Origin of the sequence: Streptomyces sp. NPDC032161 (assembly GCF_040636995.1) — a bacterium.
Classification (GTDB): Bacteria; Actinomycetota; Actinomycetes; order Streptomycetales; family Streptomycetaceae; genus Streptomyces.
This window is the reverse complement of the sequence record NZ_JBEZVN010000002.1, coordinates 194,912-211,360: the sequence shown is the minus strand read 5'-3', so window position 1 is coordinate 211,360 and position 16,449 is coordinate 194,912. Positions and strand designations below refer to the sequence as shown.

The 16,449-nt window shown below is 72.7% G+C and carries 14 protein-coding genes; 8 read left to right on the top strand and 6 right to left on the bottom strand.

Annotated elements, in window-relative coordinates; all coding sequences use genetic code 11:
• Window positions 1-107 precede the first annotated feature (107 nt).
• Window positions 108-965 (bottom strand): DUF4184 family protein, encoded by an 858-nt coding sequence (locus AB0E67_RS06735; RefSeq protein WP_362021912.1) that lies wholly within the window; start codon window positions 963-965, stop codon window positions 108-110.
• A gap of 351 nt (window positions 966-1,316) precedes the next feature.
• Here AB0E67_RS06735 and AB0E67_RS06730 point away from each other — a divergent pair, with 351 nt between their 5' ends.
• The 3 genes from AB0E67_RS06730 to AB0E67_RS06720 all read left to right on the top strand — a co-directional run bounded on the left by AB0E67_RS06730 (window position 1,317) and on the right by AB0E67_RS06720 (window position 4,451).
• Complete coding sequence (locus AB0E67_RS06730; protein WP_362021909.1) at window positions 1,317-3,038, top strand: lytic murein transglycosylase; 1,722 nt, start codon at window positions 1,317-1,319, stop codon at window positions 3,036-3,038.
• A 166-nt stretch (window positions 3,039-3,204) separates the two neighbouring features.
• Window positions 3,205-3,345, top strand: coding sequence for an SPW_0924 family protein (locus AB0E67_RS06725; RefSeq protein WP_362021906.1), 141 nt, complete (start codon window positions 3,205-3,207; stop codon window positions 3,343-3,345).
• A gap of 89 nt (window positions 3,346-3,434) precedes the next feature.
• A complete protein-coding gene (locus AB0E67_RS06720) occupies window positions 3,435-4,451 on the top strand; it encodes a DUF3068 domain-containing protein (protein WP_362021904.1) in 1,017 nt (338 codons plus the stop codon).
• On the opposite strand, the gene hrpB is transcribed toward AB0E67_RS06720, so the two are convergent.
• The gene (gene hrpB, locus AB0E67_RS06715) at window positions 4,438-6,945 is read right to left on the bottom strand and encodes an ATP-dependent helicase HrpB (RefSeq protein WP_362021901.1); all 2,508 of its coding nucleotides are present in this window, start codon (window positions 6,943-6,945) and stop codon (window positions 4,438-4,440) included. The genes AB0E67_RS06720 and hrpB overlap by 14 nt on opposite strands.
• Before the next feature lie 166 nt (window positions 6,946-7,111).
• Complete coding sequence (locus tag AB0E67_RS06710; protein ID WP_362023521.1) at window positions 7,112-7,912, bottom strand: methyltransferase domain-containing protein; 801 nt, start codon at window positions 7,910-7,912, stop codon at window positions 7,112-7,114.
• Between the two features lie 412 nt (window positions 7,913-8,324).
• Between AB0E67_RS06710 and rpsA the strand changes: the two genes are divergently transcribed.
• Window positions 8,325-9,833, top strand: a complete 1,509-nt coding sequence (rpsA, locus tag AB0E67_RS06705) for a 30S ribosomal protein S1 (RefSeq protein ID WP_073788681.1) — start codon at window positions 8,325-8,327, stop codon at window positions 9,831-9,833.
• 195 nt (window positions 9,834-10,028) lie between these two features.
• On the opposite strand, the gene AB0E67_RS06700 is transcribed toward rpsA, so the two are convergent.
• Window positions 10,029-11,006, bottom strand: a complete 978-nt coding sequence (locus AB0E67_RS06700; RefSeq protein WP_362021898.1) for a right-handed parallel beta-helix repeat-containing protein — start codon at window positions 11,004-11,006, stop codon at window positions 10,029-10,031.
• A 487-nt stretch (window positions 11,007-11,493) separates the two neighbouring features.
• Between AB0E67_RS06700 and AB0E67_RS06695 the strand changes: the two genes are divergently transcribed.
• The 3 genes from AB0E67_RS06695 to AB0E67_RS06685 all read left to right on the top strand — a co-directional run bounded on the left by AB0E67_RS06695 (window position 11,494) and on the right by AB0E67_RS06685 (window position 13,611).
• On the top strand, window positions 11,494-12,432 hold the full coding sequence (locus AB0E67_RS06695; RefSeq protein ID WP_362021895.1) for a PAC2 family protein: 939 nt from the start codon (window positions 11,494-11,496) through the stop codon (window positions 12,430-12,432).
• Between the two features lie 57 nt (window positions 12,433-12,489).
• Window positions 12,490-13,095 (top strand): dephospho-CoA kinase, encoded by a 606-nt coding sequence (gene coaE, locus AB0E67_RS06690; protein ID WP_362021892.1) that lies wholly within the window; start codon window positions 12,490-12,492, stop codon window positions 13,093-13,095.
• A 147-nt stretch (window positions 13,096-13,242) separates the two neighbouring features.
• Window positions 13,243-13,611 carry a tetratricopeptide repeat protein gene (locus tag AB0E67_RS06685; protein WP_362021889.1) on the top strand — a complete coding sequence of 123 codons (369 nt, stop codon included), beginning with the start codon at window positions 13,243-13,245 and terminating at the stop codon, window positions 13,609-13,611.
• Between the two features lie 93 nt (window positions 13,612-13,704).
• Here the strand turns inward: AB0E67_RS06685 and AB0E67_RS06680 are convergent, their stop codons facing one another.
• Window positions 13,705-13,983, bottom strand: coding sequence for a DUF6343 family protein (locus AB0E67_RS06680; RefSeq protein ID WP_362021886.1), 279 nt, complete (start codon window positions 13,981-13,983; stop codon window positions 13,705-13,707).
• A gap of 94 nt (window positions 13,984-14,077) precedes the next feature.
• On the opposite strand from AB0E67_RS06680, the gene AB0E67_RS06675 reads away from it, so the two are divergent.
• Window positions 14,078-15,196: an ADP-ribosylglycohydrolase family protein gene (locus tag AB0E67_RS06675; protein WP_362021883.1), complete on the top strand. Its 1,119-nt coding sequence runs from the start codon at window positions 14,078-14,080 to the stop codon at window positions 15,194-15,196.
• A 137-nt stretch (window positions 15,197-15,333) separates the two neighbouring features.
• Here the strand turns inward: AB0E67_RS06675 and AB0E67_RS06670 are convergent, their stop codons facing one another.
• Window positions 15,334-16,428 (bottom strand): tyrosine-protein phosphatase, encoded by a 1,095-nt coding sequence (locus tag AB0E67_RS06670; protein ID WP_362021880.1) that lies wholly within the window; start codon window positions 16,426-16,428, stop codon window positions 15,334-15,336.
• Between the last annotated feature and the right edge of the window lie 21 nt (window positions 16,429-16,449).

Here is a 16,449-nt window from a genome sequence, read left to right as displayed (position 1 = left end):
CGGCGCCGGACGGTACGCCCTGGGGCGCTCGGGTGCCGGGAGTTCCGGGCCGCCCGAGGCCGCCGGGGGGTGCGGAGCCGTCCCGAGAGGGGAGTCCGGGCGTCGGGTCAGTGCGGTGACGGGGCCCGTCCGGCCGCGGTGGGGGACGGGGGTGCGGGTGTGCGCGGTCGGCGCAGCCGCATCCACACCCCGTACAGCACCAGGCCCGCCGCCAGTCCGGCCCCGGCGCCGAAGCAGGCCGTCGGGACGATGTCGAGCGGGTCGTGGACGCCGCCGAAGTACGCGTACCAGCGCGCGCACCGGTGGACGACGCCGAGCAGGACGCAGAGGCCCAGCAGGGTTCCCGCCGCCCGTCGTCCCCGGCGGCCCAGTACCGGTACGTCCGGCGGGACCGGCCGCGCCCCGGTCCGCCGCAGGCCCGAGGTCGTGAACCACACGAGCACGGCCAGGGCCACCGCCGAACTGCCGTACTGCACCAGCTGGAACACGGGACGTCCGCCGAGGCTGCCGTCGAGCCCCGGGACCAGTCGCACGCCCCAGCGGTCGTGATGGGTGAAGGCGTCCCAGACGACATGGGTGGTGGCCCCGACGGCCGCCGACACCGCGAACCACGCACCGTCGCGGACCCTGTGCCTCTCCCGTCCGGCCGCGGGCCGGCCCCGCAGGAACGCGTGCACCCGTCCCTGCCAGGCGTCCGGCAGCAGTGCCACCAGCGGCTCGCGCAACAACAGCCACACCGCCACCGCCACCGCGGTGATCAGCACATCGACCGTGAGCACGCCCCGTACCGAGTGGGTGACCTCCCCGAACTCCATGGCACCGGGAACCACACTGTCCGCGAAGTACGTCAGATCAGGGGCGAACGAACCCGCGACGAGCGCCGAGGCGACGAGCGGGCCGCGGGCGGTGCCGCCGCGTCGTATGCCCGGCAGTACGGCCGCGGCGTGACTGAGTGTGAACGGCATGGCGGCAAGTATGCGGGAGCCGTCCTCACCAGCCGGACAGCCGCCGTACAACTTGTGGACCGGAACGTGAAAAACAGGTAACAATCGGTCAGTAGACACTGCGTCAGTCGCATGAGTTGCCGTAGGGTCGCCCGAGAGTCTGTCGGGTGCCCCCCGACCGGGTGGCCACGCCCTGGCGCGCACGCTTCCGCCGTTGCCGAAATGGCCTGGTAGCTCCGCTACGAGACCAACTCGGCGCCTTGGAATCGCACGCACCACACCGCGTCCGCTTCCCGGCCGAAGGCGATCGGACGGGCTCCGAGTCCTGGCGCCGGGGAGCGCGGGCAGCCGACGACGGGAGGGGTCACGGGTATGGCAGCGCAGTTCGGTCGCCGACTTCGCAAGGGGGCGACCACCACCGCCGTGGCCGCCGTCGCCGTGGCGGCGCTGTCCGCCTCGGGTGCTCCCGGTACGCCACTGGCCGGTGCGAGCGGCGACGCGCGGTCCACGGGAGCGGCGCCGCAGCCCGACGAGGGCGCGGCCACCGGGAATTCGCCGTACTACACGGAACTGCCGCCGCTGAACTCGCCCCACAAGCCGGGAACCACCACCGAGTCGCCCCTCACCGGGGGTTCGGAATCCGGCATACCGGCCTCGGTCCTGGCCGCGTACAAGAAGGCCGAACGGACCGTGGCCGACAGCGATGCCGCATGCCGGCTGCCGTGGCAACTGCTCGCCGCGATCGGCAAGGTGGAGTCCGGTCACGCCCGCGGCGGACGGGTCGACGCGGAGGGCACGACCTTCGCCCCGATCCTCGGCCCGGTGCTCGACGGCCGGGGCTTCGCCCTGATCAAGGACACCGACAACGGGGCGTACGACGGGGACGCGACGCACGACCGTGCCGTCGGCCCGATGCAGTTCATCCCGTCCACCTGGGCGACCTGGGGCCAGGACGGCAACGGCGACGGCCGCAAGGACCCCAACAACGTCTACGACGCCGCGCTCGCCGCAGCGCGTTATCTCTGCGCGGGCTCGCGAAACCTGTCCGTCGCCGCCGATCTCGACCGGGCGGTCCTGAGCTACAACCACTCGGACGTCTACCTCCGCACGGTCCGCTCGTGGTTCGACTACTACAAGCGCGGCAGCCACGAGATCCCCGACGGCACCGGCACCCTTCCGCCCGCCCTCGGCAGCGGCACGGGTTCGGACTCCGGAGCCGGCTCGGGCTCCGGCACCACCGGCCCCTTTCCCACGCCGCCGGGGAAGACCAAGCCGAAGCCCGGTTCCGAGCCCAAGCCGAAGCCGCCCACGCCGGAGCCCGGCGGCTCGACCGGTCCGACCCCCACCCCGACGCCGACTCCCACCCCCACCCCCACCCCCACGCCGTCCCGGCCCCTCGCACGGGTGGAGAACGCCGGGACCGGCCCCCTGACCGCCACCGCGGGCAGCGCGTTCACCGAGCGGATCAAGGTGCGGGCCCGGGACACCCTCGGCGGCGCGATGGCCGGGGTGTCCGTCACCTTCACCGTCACCGGCGACACGGACGCCGTCTTCGCCGGCGGCAAGCCCGAGGTCACGGTCTCCACCGGGGCCGACGGCACGGTCACCGCCCCGGTGCTGAAGGCGGGCGAGCGCACGGGGGAGTTCAGGGTGCGTGCCGTCGCCACCGGCCGTGCGCTGCCCGGCGCCGCCTACACCGCCACCGTCACCGCCCGGCAGGCCGACGAGATCACCAGGATCGGTGACAAGGCCCTGACCGCCGCGCCCGGCACGGCGTTCGCCGACACCGTCGAGATCGAGGCCACCTACAAGAACGCGATCGCCGCGGGTGTCGCCGTGACCGCCACCCTGATCACCGATGAGGCCGAGCCCGCAGGGAACGAGCCGACCGAGAACGACAAGGGCCCGTACTTCAAGGACGAGGACGACAAGGCGGTCCGTACGCTCACCGGCCTGAGGACGGGCGCGGACGGCAGGCTGGAGCTCCCCGAGCTCTACGCGGGCGGCACCCCGGGCACGTACAAGCTGCGCCTGACCGCCGAGGGCGGCGCCACGCTCGTCATCGACCTCGTGATCGAGGCCACCGCGACCTGACGCAGTCTCCGCCCGGCACCCCGCGCCCCGACAGCCCCTCCGCCACCACCCGGCGGAGGGGCTGTTCCACGTGTTCCCCTCTCGCGCCCGTGTTGCTACGGTGCCCCAACCCTGACGACCTGTCAGGTCCGTCGCCGTCGGATCCGTGCTCACCGGGAGGACCGGCATGCGTGCCCTCGTCGCCGCCGCCATCGGACTTGCCGCGGCCCTCGCGCTCGTCCTCACCGTCGCCGCCATCGGGGCCCCGCCCGGAGAGACCTCGCCCGAACCATTGCTGACCACCGTCCCGGGACCCAAGAAGCAGTGACCTCCCGGGAACCGGGAACCACCTGAAGCAGCCGCGCGACACGAAACGCACAGCGGAAGCAGCCACGAAAGCTGAGGGAGGGCACCACCATGCGCCGCCGAGCCAGCCTCGTACTCCTGGCCCTCGCCGTCTTCTTCGCCGCCATGGCGCCCCTGCTGCGCTGGTACGCCTTTCCGAGGCTGGCCAAGATCCCGCCCAGCCAGTACCAGGAGATGGTGCTGGAGGCGAAGCCCGCCACCCTCCTCGACTACAACGACGGCATGAAGGTCAAGCAGGTCCCGAAGGTCACCATCGTGCAGACCCTCAAGGGCAACGTGGAGGAGTCCGAGAGGATCGAACGCGACGCCGGACGCGACGTCGTCGTCTGGGACGCCCTCAGCTTCGTCGCCGGACCCGACGGCAAGATGGTCTCCGAGATCCCCGAGCGCTACATCTTCGACGCCCACAGCCAGGCACCCGTCCACGCCACCGGCGAAATGGTCGACGGCGACCCGGTCAGGCGCGAGGGCATCGAGTTCAAGTGGCCCTTCCTCACCGAGAAGCGCGACTACGAGTACTTCGACGCCCAGTCCCGTACCAGCTCGCCCATCCACTACAAGGGCACCCGCACCTTCCGCGGCATGGACGTCTACTACTTCGAGCAGACCGTCCCGTGGACGAAGGTCCCGATGCCGAAGAAGATGCCCATCAAGGGCGTCTCCCCGGAACAGATCGCGAAGACGGGCATGACCCGCTGGTACACCACCAAGCGGATGTTCTGGGTCGACCCGGTCACCGGAGCGCCCGTCAACGGCGAGGAGATCCACAAGGAGGAACTGCGCAACGCCAAGGCGATGGGCCTTCCGCAGGACACCGTCACCGTCTTCGCCGGACACGTGAAGATGCGCGAGGACTACATCGAGTCGACCGTCGCCCTGGTCACCTCGCAGCGCCTGCCGATCCTGCTGCTGACCTCGTACCTGCCGCGGGGGTTCCTGGTCGTCGGCGCCGCGCTGCTCGCCCTCGCGCTGTGGCTGGAAGCACGCTCCCGGCGCCCGGAGGGGCCCGCCGAACGGCGCGCCGGCGCGACGACGCCCGCCCCGGACACGCCCCCTACTCCTGCCTGAGCCGGGCGTTGGTCAGCCGGGTCGCCGTCGCCGTCGCGGGGTCCTCCGGCCACGGATGCTTCGGGTAACGGCCCCGCAGTTCCGCGCGCACCGCCCGGTAGCCGTCCCGCCAGAACGACTCCAGGTCCGCGGTGACCGCCGCGGGCCGCCCGGCGGGGGAGAGGAGATGGACCAGCACCGGCACCCCGGCCACCCTCGGCGTCCGATCCAGGCCGAACAGCTCCTGGAGCTTCACCGCGAGTACCGGCCGCTCCCCGCCGTACTCCAGCCTGACCCGGGATCCGCTCGGCACCTCGATCCGCTCCGGCGCCAGCTCGTCCAGCCGGGCCGCCTCACCCGTCGCCCACGGCAGCAGCCGCCGCAGCGCCTGCCCCGCGTCGATCCGCCCCAGGTCGGAGCGGCGCCGGGCCCGCGACAGCTCGGGTTCCAGCCAGTCCCCGGCACGCGCCGCCAGCGCCTCGTCCGCCACATCGGGCCAGGGCGCCCCCACCGTCCGGTGCAGGAACGCGAGCCGCTCCCGCAACTGCCCGGCCTCCCGCGTCCAGCGCAGCAACCCGAGCCCCTCGCGCCGCAGGCCCTCCACCAGCGCCTCGCGCACCACTGCGGGATCGGGCTCCGCCAACGGACGCACCGACAGCTCCACGGCGCCCAGCCGCTCCACCCGGCGGGCCACGACGTCGCCGTCCGCCCAGCGCACCTCCTCGCCCGCGTACCGCAGGTGTCCGGCGGCGGCCCGCGCCGTGGACTCGTCGATCACGGCGGCGAGCCGCACCCGCGCGGACGCCGCGTGCGCGGGCCGGTCGGCGACCGCGACCGCCAGCCACGGCGCACCCCGCAGCCCCGAACCCCCGCGGGTCTCCGCACCCGTGCCCGACACCATCAGGAACGCCCCCTCGCCGCGCGCCCGTGCCACCCGCTCGGGGAACGCCAGCGCGGCCACCAGGCCGACGGCGGCGTCGTCGGTCATGCCGGCCGGGGAGCCGCCCCCGGTCTCCCCGACCGGCGCGGACAACCGCCGGACCTCCTGCCGCCAGCGCGCCGCGTACCCGTCCCCGCCCCGCCGGGCGGTCCGCAGCGCCGCCGCCAGATCGTCCCCGTACTCCCGGGGCGGCTCCTCGCCCAGCAGCGCCACGACCTCGGCCGCCCGTCGCCCGCCGACCTCCGCGGCGCCGTCCAGCAGCGCCCGCGCCAGCCGGGGGTGCAGGCCCAGCCGGGACATCCGTACGCCCCGGTCGGTGACCCGACCCCGGGCGTCCACGGCGCCGACCGCCGTCAGCACCTCGCGTGCCGCGCCCATCGCACCGGCGGGCGGCTGATCGAGCAGCGCCAGCCGCGACGCCTCCGGATCGCCCCAGCAGGCCGCCTGCAACGCGAACGCCGTCAGATCGGCCACCGCGATCTCCGGGGACGGGAACCGCGCGAGCCGCCCGTTCTCCGCCTGCTCCCAGCAGCGGTACACCACCCCGGGCGCCTCACGCCCGGCCCGGCCCGCCCGCTGCCGTCCCGTGGCCTGCGAGGCGCGCACAGTCGTCAGGGCGCTCAGCCCCCGCGCGTGATCGGTACGGGGCTCCCTGGCCAGCCCCGAGTCGACCACGACCCGCACCCCGGGCACCGTCAGCGACGACTCCGCGACGGAGGTCGCCAGCACCACCCGCCGGCCGCCGGACGACCCGGCCAGCACCGCGTCCTGCACCGCCGCCGGGGCCCGCCCGTGCACCTGGAGCACCTCGGCGTCCACCCCGGCGAGCTGCCCCGCCACCCGTCCGATCTCGCCCACACCGGGCAGGAAGCACAGCACGTCGCCGTCCTGTTCGGCGAGCGCCCGGCGCACCGTCGCCGCGACGTGCGCCTGAAACGCCGGATCGACCCTCATGCCGTGCGGCGGCCGCACCGGCCCGGCGGGCGGCGCCCACACCACCTCCACCGGATGCGAGGCGCCCCGCGCCTCCACCACCGGGGCATCGCCCAGCAGCCGTGCCCAACCCGCCGCGTCGGTGGTCGCGGACGCGGCGACCAGCCGCAGATCGGGGCGGAGGGTCTCCCGCACGTCGAGGAGGAACGCGGCGACCGTGTCCGCGTCCAGGTGCCGCTCGTGGCACTCGTCGATGATCACCGCGTCGACCCCGGTCAGCTCCTGGTCGCGCTGGAGCCGCTGGAGGAGCACCCCGGTGGTCACCACCTCCACCACGGTGTCTCGCCCCGCCACCCGCTCGCCGCGGACCGTGAACCCGACCCGCCCGCCGACCCGCTCCCCGAGGAGCCAGGCCATCCGCCGCGCCGCCGCCCGCGCCGCGATCCGGCGCGGTTCGGCGACCACCACGCGGCGGGCCGGCCCGCCGCCGGTCAGCCCGGCCAGGACCAGCGGCACCAGGGTCGTCTTGCCGGTGCCGGGCGGTGCGCACAGCACCGCGGTGCCGTGGTCGTCGAGCGCCCGCTCGAGGGCGGGCACGGCGGTGCGTACGGGCAGCTGTTCCAGGGCGTGGGCGCGGATCACGCCCCCAGTCTGGTACGAGGCCGCGCGGTGCCCGCAACCGGTCTCGTACGCGGCCGGTCGGCGGCCATGAACCGGGACCGGCGCCGGCTTCCGTGTGGGCGGGCCGGGGCCCGGGGCCGGAACGGGCGCCCCGTGGCAGGGCGGCGGCCGCGGTCGGATCCGGGGCTCAGTCCCGTTCGCAGACGAAGATCGCCGTGCCCGGGATCAGGTGGCCGCGCAGGGGGGACCAGCCGCCCCACTCCTGCTGGTTCCAGGCGGGCCACTCCGGTTCGACCAGGTCGACCAGCCGGAACCCGCCGGCCACCACGTCCCGCACCCGGTCGCCCAGCGTCCGGTGGTGTTCGACGTACAGCGCCTCGCCGCGCTCGTCCTGCTCGACGTAGGGCGTGCGGTCGAAGTAGGAGGCCGCGACCGACAGGCCCTCGGGCCCCGGCTCGTCCGGGAACGCCCAGCGGACCGGGTGCGTCACCGAGAACACCCAGCGCCCGCCGGGCCGCAGTACCCGGCGCACCTCGCGGAACACGCGCACGGGGTCGGCGACGAACGGCACCGCGCCGTACGCCGAGCACGCCAGGTCGAACGCGCCGTCGCGGAACGGCAGCACCCCGGCGTCGGCCTCCACGAGCGGCACCCCGCCGCCGATCCGCAGGGCGTGCTGCAGCTGCCGGTGCGACAGGTCCAGGGCGACCGGGCGGGCCCCCTGCGCTGCCAGCCAGCGCGAGCACTGCGCGGCGCCGGCGCCGATCTCCAGGACATCGAGGCCCTTCAGCGACTCGGCCGGGCCCAGCAGACCGGCCTCGGCCTCGTCGAGCCCCTCGGGACCCCAGACGAAGCGGTCGTCGCCGAGGAACGCGCCGTGGTCGCTCTGGTACTCGTCGGCGTTCCGGTCCCACCAGCCGCGACTGGCCCGGCTGCTCTCGGTCTCCGAGGCCGCGCGGCGGGTCGCCTCCGGCTCGGGCAGGTGCATCTCTTGGCTCATCGTGTCCGTCGTTGTAGTTTGCCTTCACCCCGTCGTACGCGATATGCACGCAGGGGCCGTCCGACCAGCGGGGCTCCGTACGAAGGGAACGCGCCCTGCGGCCGACGCGGCCTCGTGGAACACGAAATGTGCCGGAATTGGGCTGATGCGTCGCGGGTGTGCGCCTTCGTGCATTGACCGTGCCCGGCTGCCCCCGTATGCTACAAGTTGCGCTGCGAGCCTGCGCGCCTCAGACCTAGCAGGTCGCGCTCGCATCTGTTGTATGTCCCCTCGGTTCACGAGGCGCCTCCCGTACGGCGGGTCCGGTGCTTCCCGGGCTGTCCGGCTTCTGCAGAGGCGATACGGGCTCCCGGCGTAGCAGTACCTACGACTCACTGTCCGTACCGGAGCCCTTTCCCACATGACGAGCAGCACCGAGACCACCGCCACCACCCCGCAGGTAGCGGTCAACGACATCGGTAACGAGGAAGCTTTCCTCGCCGCGATCGACGAGACGATCAAGTACTTCAACGACGGCGACATCGTCGACGGCGTCATCGTGAAGGTCGACCGGGACGAGGTCCTGCTCGACATCGGTTACAAGACCGAAGGCGTCATCCCCTCCCGCGAGCTCTCGATCAAGCACGACGTCGACCCCAACGAGGTCGTCAAGGTCGGCGACGAGATCGAGGCCCTGGTTCTCCAGAAGGAGGACAAGGAAGGTCGCCTCATCCTGTCCAAGAAGCGCGCTCAGTACGAGCGTGCCTGGGGCACGATCGAGAAGATCAAGGAAGAGGACGGGATCGTCACCGGTACCGTCATCGAGGTCGTCAAGGGTGGTCTCATCCTCGACATCGGCCTCCGCGGCTTCCTGCCGGCCTCCCTCGTCGAGATGCGCCGTGTCCGTGACCTCCAGCCCTACGTGGGCAAGGAGCTCGAGGCCAAGATCATCGAGCTGGACAAGAACCGCAACAACGTGGTCCTGTCCCGCCGTGCCTGGCTGGAGCAGACCCAGAGCGAGGTCCGCCAGACGTTCCTCACGACCCTGCAGAAGGGCCAGGTCCGCTCCGGCGTCGTCTCCTCGATCGTCAACTTCGGTGCGTTCGTGGACCTCGGCGGCGTCGACGGTCTCGTGCACGTCTCCGAGCTGTCCTGGAAGCACATCGACCACCCCTCCGAGGTCGTCGAGGTCGGCCAGGAGGTCACGGTCGAGGTCCTCGACGTCGACATGGACCGCGAGCGCGTCTCCCTGTCGCTCAAGGCGACGCAGGAGGACCCGTGGCAGCAGTTCGCCCGTACGCACCAGATCGGGCAGGTCGTTCCCGGTAAGGTCACCAAGCTCGTTCCGTTCGGTGCGTTCGTGCGCGTCGACGAGGGCATCGAGGGCCTGGTCCACATCTCCGAGCTGGCCGAGCGCCACGTGGAGATCCCGGAGCAGGTCGTCCAGGTCAACGACGAGATCTTCGTCAAGGTCATCGACATCGACCTGGAGCGCCGCCGCATCAGCCTCTCGCTGAAGCAGGCCAACGAGTCCTTCGGTGCCGACCCGGCGTCGGTCGAGTTCGACCCGACCCTGTACGGCATGGCCGCGTCCTACGACGACCAGGGCAACTACATCTACCCCGAGGGCTTCGACCCCGAGACCAACGACTGGCTCGAGGGCTACGAGGCTCAGCGCGAGGCGTGGGAGACGCAGTACGCCGAGGCGCAGCAGCGTTTCGAGCAGCACCAGGCCCAGGTCATCAAGTCCCGCGAGGCCGACGAGGCCGCCGCTGCCGAGGGCGCTGCCGCCCCGGCCGGTGGTGCCCCGGCCGCCTCCGGCGGCAGCGGTGGCTCGTACTCCTCGGAGTCGGCGGACAACTCCGGCGCCCTGGCGTCGGACGAGGCCCTGGCCGCTCTGCGCGAGAAGCTGGCGGGTGGCCAGAGCTGACGCTCTGCCCCCTGGCCCCTCCGGTCGGTGAATGACCGGAGCAGCTGACGGTGAGGCCCGTTCCCTTCGGGGAACGGGCCTCATGCGTGTGCGCGGGGCGGCTCCGCGCGGGGCGGCTTCGGGCGCCCGCTGAGGGGGTGGTCCGCGTGGGTGGTTCCGTTCCGTGCGGGTGGCCTCGTTCCGCGCGGGGCGTTTCTACGGGGTGACGGTGATGTTGGTGAGTCCCTGGCCTCCGGTCACCGTGTTGCTGCTGTAGACGGTGGTCGGGCAGCTCGCGCCGTAGTTGGTGACGTTGATCGCGATTCGCTTGTCGCCCGTGGAGCCGGACAGGTCCGAGGCGTTGTCGCGGAACACGGTGCCGCAGCCCCAGCCCTTCTGCTGGGTGTGGGTCTCGTAGCCGTTGTTCGTGGTACGCGAGCCCCGGTTGCCCTGGACCAGGACGTCGTTGCCCTTCACGTCCACCCAGGAGTCGTCGTAGTTGGCGCCGGTCAGGCCGCCGCCGTCGAAGGTGTTGCCGATGACCCTCGCCCCGGTGGTGCCCTCCTTGATGTCGATGTTCTCGCCCCCGACTCCGGGGCCGATCGTGTTGTTCAGGATCTGGACCCCGTCGCTCCGGTCAGAGAGATCCCCCGCCGTGCCGACGTACACCCCCTCGCCCATGCCACTGCCGTCCTGCCCGGTGTCGTGGATCCGCGAGTTCTTGATGACGCCGTTCCCGCTGGACCTGCGGAAGTGGACGCCTTCCATGTCCAGATCGTGCACGGTCACGGAGTCGATCACGACGTCCGTGGCGGCGTCGGCCATGATGCCCTTCTGACCGCCGGTGACGGTGATGCCCCGGACGGTCCAGTAGGAGGCGCCGTCGAGATGCAGCCCGTAGCCGCCGCCAGCCGTGAGGACCGCCCTGGCGGAGCCGGTGAGGGTGATCCGGGCGGAGGCGGCGGCGGGGACCGTCGCCTTGAAGTTCCCCTGGTACGTGCCGTCGGCGAGGCGGATCGTGTCGCCGGGGGTGGCGGCGGCGAGGGCGGACTTGAGCTGGGCGGCGGTGCTCACGTCGATGACCTCGGCCGTGGTGGCCGCGTCCACGTCGGTGGTGGCCGCGGCGGCCGGGGTGGGGGCGCCGGCGGCGAGTGCGGAGGCCAGCAGGGCGGGGAGCAGGACGCGGGTGCGCATGTGGGGTGCCTTCCCGTCGAGGAGTCCAGGGCGTGCTCGCCTCACGTCGCTCTCGGACATGAGCGCTTCATGCCATTCTCGTACATGAACATCGGGTGAGTCCGTGAACTTTTGCTCAGCGGCGGTAGGGATGTGGTGGGGGAGTGTCAAGGTATGGACCAGGGTTCGCGGCGGTGGCCGGTGCTGTGATGTGGTGTGAACTCGTCCGGCACACGGGCGAGTTCAGCGACGTGAACGCCAACGCCCCGGCTGTCGCCGCCTGATCGTGCGGCGGCGTGCGGGAGTCCTGGCGGAATCGCGCGGGGCCCGGCGGGCCGGCGGTGTGTGCCTTCCCGGTGGGGAGAGCGTCGGCGCCGGGGACGCTCGCGTTCGCGTACGGGTTCTGGAGTGAACGGTCCCGTTAACCCTCGTCCGAGGAGCCGCGGCCCGGGAATGCTCATGTCCCGTCGGATGTTCTTGTCCAGGAACACGAGGAGGAGCGGTAACCGTGCCTGATCCGCAGAGTTTGTACGAATGGGAGCCGAAGGGACTGGCCGTCGTCGACATGGCGCTCGCCCAGGAATCGGCCGGTCTGGTCATGCTCTACCACTTCGACGGGTACATCGACGCGGGTGAGACCGGCGAGCAGATCGTCGACGGCCTGATCGAAACGCTGCCGCACCAGGTCGTCGCCCGCTTCGACCACGACCGGCTCGTCGACTACCGCGCGCGTCGGCCGCTGCTGACCTTTCGGCGCGACCGGTGGGCGGGCTACGAGGCCCCGGTGCTGGAGGTCCGCGTCGTGCAGGACGCCACCGGCGCGCCGTTCCTGCTCCTCTCCGGGCCCGAGCCGGACGTGGAGTGGGAGCGCTTCGCCGCCGCCGTCGAGCAGATCGTCGAGCGCCTCGGTGTCCGCCTCGCGGTCAATTTCCACGGCATTCCGATGGGCGTCCCGCACACCCGCCCCGTCGGCATCACCCCGCACGGAAACCGCACGGACCTGATGCCCGGCCACCGCAGCCCGTTCGACGAGGCGCAGGTCCCTGGTTCGGCCGAAGCCCTGGTGGAGTACCGGCTGATGGAGGCCGGGCACGACGTCCTCGGCGTCGCGGCGCATGTGCCGCACTACGTCGCCCGCTCCGCCTACCCGGACGCGGCGCTCACCGCCCTGGAGTCGATCACGGCCGCGACCGGGCTGGTCCTGCCGTCCGTCGCCCATGCGCTGCGCACCGAGGCGCACCGCACCCAGACCGAGATCGAGCGGCAGATCGGCCAGGGGGACGAGGAGCTCGTCTCGCTCGTCGAGGGCCTTGAGCACCAGTACGACGCGGTCGCGGGTGCCGAGACCCGGGGCAGTCTGGTCGCCGAGCCGGTCGAGCTGCCGTCCGCCGACGAGATCGGCCGCGAATTCGAGCGTTTCCTCGCGGAGCGTGAAGGGGATGCCTGACCGTTCGTCCCGGGCCGCCTCCATGGGGGCGCCGGTCACGGCACTAGGCTGCCCGGCATGCTGAAAGTGGGCCTGACCGGCGGTATCGGTGCCGGCAAGAGTGAAGTGTCGCGGCTGCTCGTCGGCTACGGGGCGGTACTGATCGACGCGGACCGGATCGCGCGCGAGGTCGTCGAGCCGGGGACGCCCGGTCTCGCGGCCGTCGTCGACGCGTTCGGCACGGACGTGCTGACCGCCGAGGGCGCCCTGGACCGCCCGAAGCTCGGCTCGATCGTGTTCTCCGACGCCGACCGGCTCGCCACGCTCAACGCGATCGTCCACCCGCTGGTCGGCACCCGTTCCGCCGAACTGGAACGGGCGGCGGGCCCCGACGCGATCGTCGTGCACGACGTCCCCCTCCTCACCGAGAACGGGCTCGCCCCGCTCTACGACGTGGTGGTCGTCGTGGACGCCGGTCCGCGGACCCAGCTCGACCGGCTCGTACGGCTGCGCGGCATGACCGAGTCCGAGGCCCGCGCCCGGATGTCCGCGCAGGCCACTCGGGAGCAGCGGCGTGCCGTGGCCGACCTGGTCATCGACAACGACGGCCCGCTGGAGGAACTGGAGCCGCAGGTCCGCGCGGTGTGGGCGGAGCTGACCCGGCGGGCCGCGGCCAAGGGCTGAGGCGACCGCGGCCAAGGGCCGGGACGGCCGCGGTCGTTGGGCCGGGACGAGCAGCGAGGCCGGCGGCCCGTGCCCGGCGTACGCCGTACCGGAACAGCGGGCCGCGGCCGGGTGTTGAGAAGGGGGAGACGAAGGGAGGGCCTGATCGTGCCCGAGAGGACCCCGGAGACCGACGTGATCGACTTCCGCGCCGCCGAGCACCTGCTGGCGGCTCGTGACCCCCGGGGCGCGGTCAAGCTCCTGGACTCGGTGATCGCGGCTCATCCGGAGAACACGGCGGCCCGTCTGCTGCGTGCCCGCGCGTTCTTCGCCGCAGCCCAACTGCGCGCGGCCGAGCTCGAATTCGAGCTCGTGCTGGAGCGTGAACCGGACAACGCCTTCGCGCACTTCGCGCTCGCCCGCACCTTCGAGCGGTCCGGCCGTTCCGAGCGGTCCTTCCGTCACTTCCGGCTGGCCGCCGCGCTGGATCCGAAGCCGGAGTATCTGGAGGCGGCCCGCTTCCGGACCGGGAACTGACGTTCCGGGAACGGCCGAGCTTCCGGCGCGGGCCGACGGCCCGGGAAGGGCACACGACGGGCGAGGGCGCCCGCCCGCCGCAGGGCCGCCGGGTCAGTGACCGTACCGTCCGCGTCCGCCGTGGTCGGGTTCGTACGGAGGGATGTCGCGGCCCGGCTGGTAGTGCGGGCCCTGGTGGATGTGGTGGACGATCACCACGATGTCCGCGAGGACCAGCAGGAGCAGCAGACCGCAGGCGGCGGCCCAGCCCGGGTGGTCGGCCAGCGTGAAGGCGGTCAGACCGAAGACGGCCCAGGCCAGCCCCCATAGACTCAGGCACAGCCGCAGTCGCAGAGGACTACGGGCGGTCGTCGGTTCGTTACCGGTACGCATGATGATCGCCTCTCCTACCAGGATGGACCCGCGACGGCGTTTTGGGGACATGTCGACACCGATCCGGGTCGGCAGCGAGTCGAGGGGATCATGCGTGAACGGCGCGTCATGGGAGGACCGCACAGGCCGCAGGGCGCGGGTGCGGGGCTGTCTGTTGGGCGGGGCGATAGGGGACGCCCTGGGGAATCCGGTGGAGTTCCTTTCGCTCGCCGGTATCCGGCGCGCGCATGGTGAGCACGGCGTGCGGGGGCTCCTCGCGGACGAGGAAGGCGTCGTCGGCCGGGTCACGGACGACACCCAGATGACCCTGTTCACGGCCGAGGGGCTGATCAGGGCCCACTCCCGGGCGGCGGCGAAGGGCATCGGCGGCGCCGAACCCGCGATCCTGCGGAACGCCTATCTGCGCTGGCTGGACACCCAGAATCACCCCGCCCCGCCGGCTCGCGGCGGCGACGACCCGGTGCGGACCGGGCGGCTCAGGCTGGAGCCCTGGCTGTACGCGCGCCGGGCACCCGGCAACGCCTGCCTGACCGGTCTCGCCACCGGTCATGTGCCGGAGCCGATGGCCCGGCTCGGCGGGCCGGGCCCCGTGAACACCGGGTCCAAGGGGTGCGGCACCGTGATGCGGTCGGCGCCGTTCGGCCTGGTGGGGGCGGATGCGGAAGAGGGTTTCCGGCTCGCCTACTGGTGCGCGCAGATCACCCACGGTCATCCGACCGGCGGGTACGCGGCCGGGGCGCTCGCGGCGATCGTCGCCCATCTCCTGGAGGGCGACTCGATGGCGGGCGCGGTGCTGCGGGCCATGGAACTGCTGGGCCGCCATCCCGGGCACGAGGAGACCACGGCGGCGTTGCGCGCTGCTGTGGACCTGGCCGCCGAGGGGCAGCCGACGGCCGAGAAGGTGGAGACCCTGGGCGCGGGCTGGATCGCGGAGGAGGCCCTGGCCATCGCCGTGTACTGCGCTCTGGTGCTGCCGGGCGCCGATCAGGTGGCGCAGGCGCTGCTGCTCTCGGTCAACCACTCCGGCGACAGCGACTCCACCGGGGCGGTCTGCGGCAATCTGCTAGGCGCCCGCCACGGCGACGTCCACCTTCCGCCGTCCTGGCTGGTGGCGACCGAGGGGCGCACGGTGATCGGCGGGCTGGCCGACGATCTGTGCCTGGAGTTCGAGCAATCGGTCGTGTGGCCCGCCGACCGCTATCCGATGTGCTGACGGAACCCGTCCGTCGTCCGCCGCACACACCGGCCGGGGAGCGGGTGTGTGCGGCGTTCGGCGATGACCCCCCGCATGAGGGCCGGTGACGTCGGGTCAGCTGCTGTGCGCCGGTGACCGCGGGGCGGTCGGTCGTGTCAGTCGGTCAGCAGCTTGGCGCGCAGCGCGGCCACCGTCGCGTCGTCGATCTTCAGCCCTTCCCGTACGTAGGTGTCGAAGTCGCCGTACAGGTGGTCCACCTCGGCGAAGGCCGCGCGCAGCCAACCGAGCTCGACGGCCTTCGGGTTGCCGGTGTACTGGTTGCTGGCGAGGAAGTCCGCCTCGACGGTGTCACGCGGGACACCGAGCACGGTGAGCAGGACGGCCGTGCCCCAGCCGGTGCGGTCCTTGCCCGCGCTGCAGTGGAAGACGGTCGCGCCGGAGCCGTTCGTGGCGACGGCGGTGAGCAGATCGCGGAACGCGTAGTCGGCGCCCACGAAGTCGACCATGAACGGGTAGCCGATGGACTGGCCGAGGTCGGACGAGCCGGAGAGCAGTCCGGCCGCGATGGCCTTGGCCAGGGTGGTCAGGGCCGAGTCGTGGAAGCGGAGGCCGTGGCTGAGCGACGCGACGTCCGCGACCTGGTACTTCACGCCCGCGGGCAGCCGGTCGGGGTCCTCGTGCCGTTCGATCGCGTTGCGCAGGTCCACGTCGAGGGTGACGCGCTGGGAGACCAGCCGCTGCTGCTCGGCGTCGGTGAGGCCGCTGAGTTTGTTGGAGCGGTAGACCAGGCCGGAGCGCACCCAGTGGCCGTCGGTGGTGCGGTAGCCGCCGATGTCACGGAAGTTGCGGGCGGACTCGATGCCGAGCGAGCGGTCGGCGACGACGAGGGGCGAGCCGCCGTCCGGCGTCAGCCGGAAGTACCAGCGTCCGGCCTCGGGGAGCGTCCCGGCGGGGACGGTCAGCGAGCCGGTGCCGGGCGCGGTGCCCACCGGGATGCCGGTGGTGGCGTCGGGGGAGGTGACGGCGGTGACGGTCACCGATGCGGCGGGGGACGACCAGGAGAGCGTGTGTCCACCGTCCGCGGCGCGCTGGGCGGTCGCCGCGGTGAACGGCACGGCGGCCCGTACCGTGGCGGCGGCCCCCGCCTTCGGCGAGGCGTCCGGCGCGGCGGCGACGGCGGGCGGGACCAGGACGGTGCCGGCGAGCAGGGCGGCCAGGACGGCGGCGTGGGTGATGCGGTGCGTGCGCATGGTGCTCCTTGTCTGCGTTCC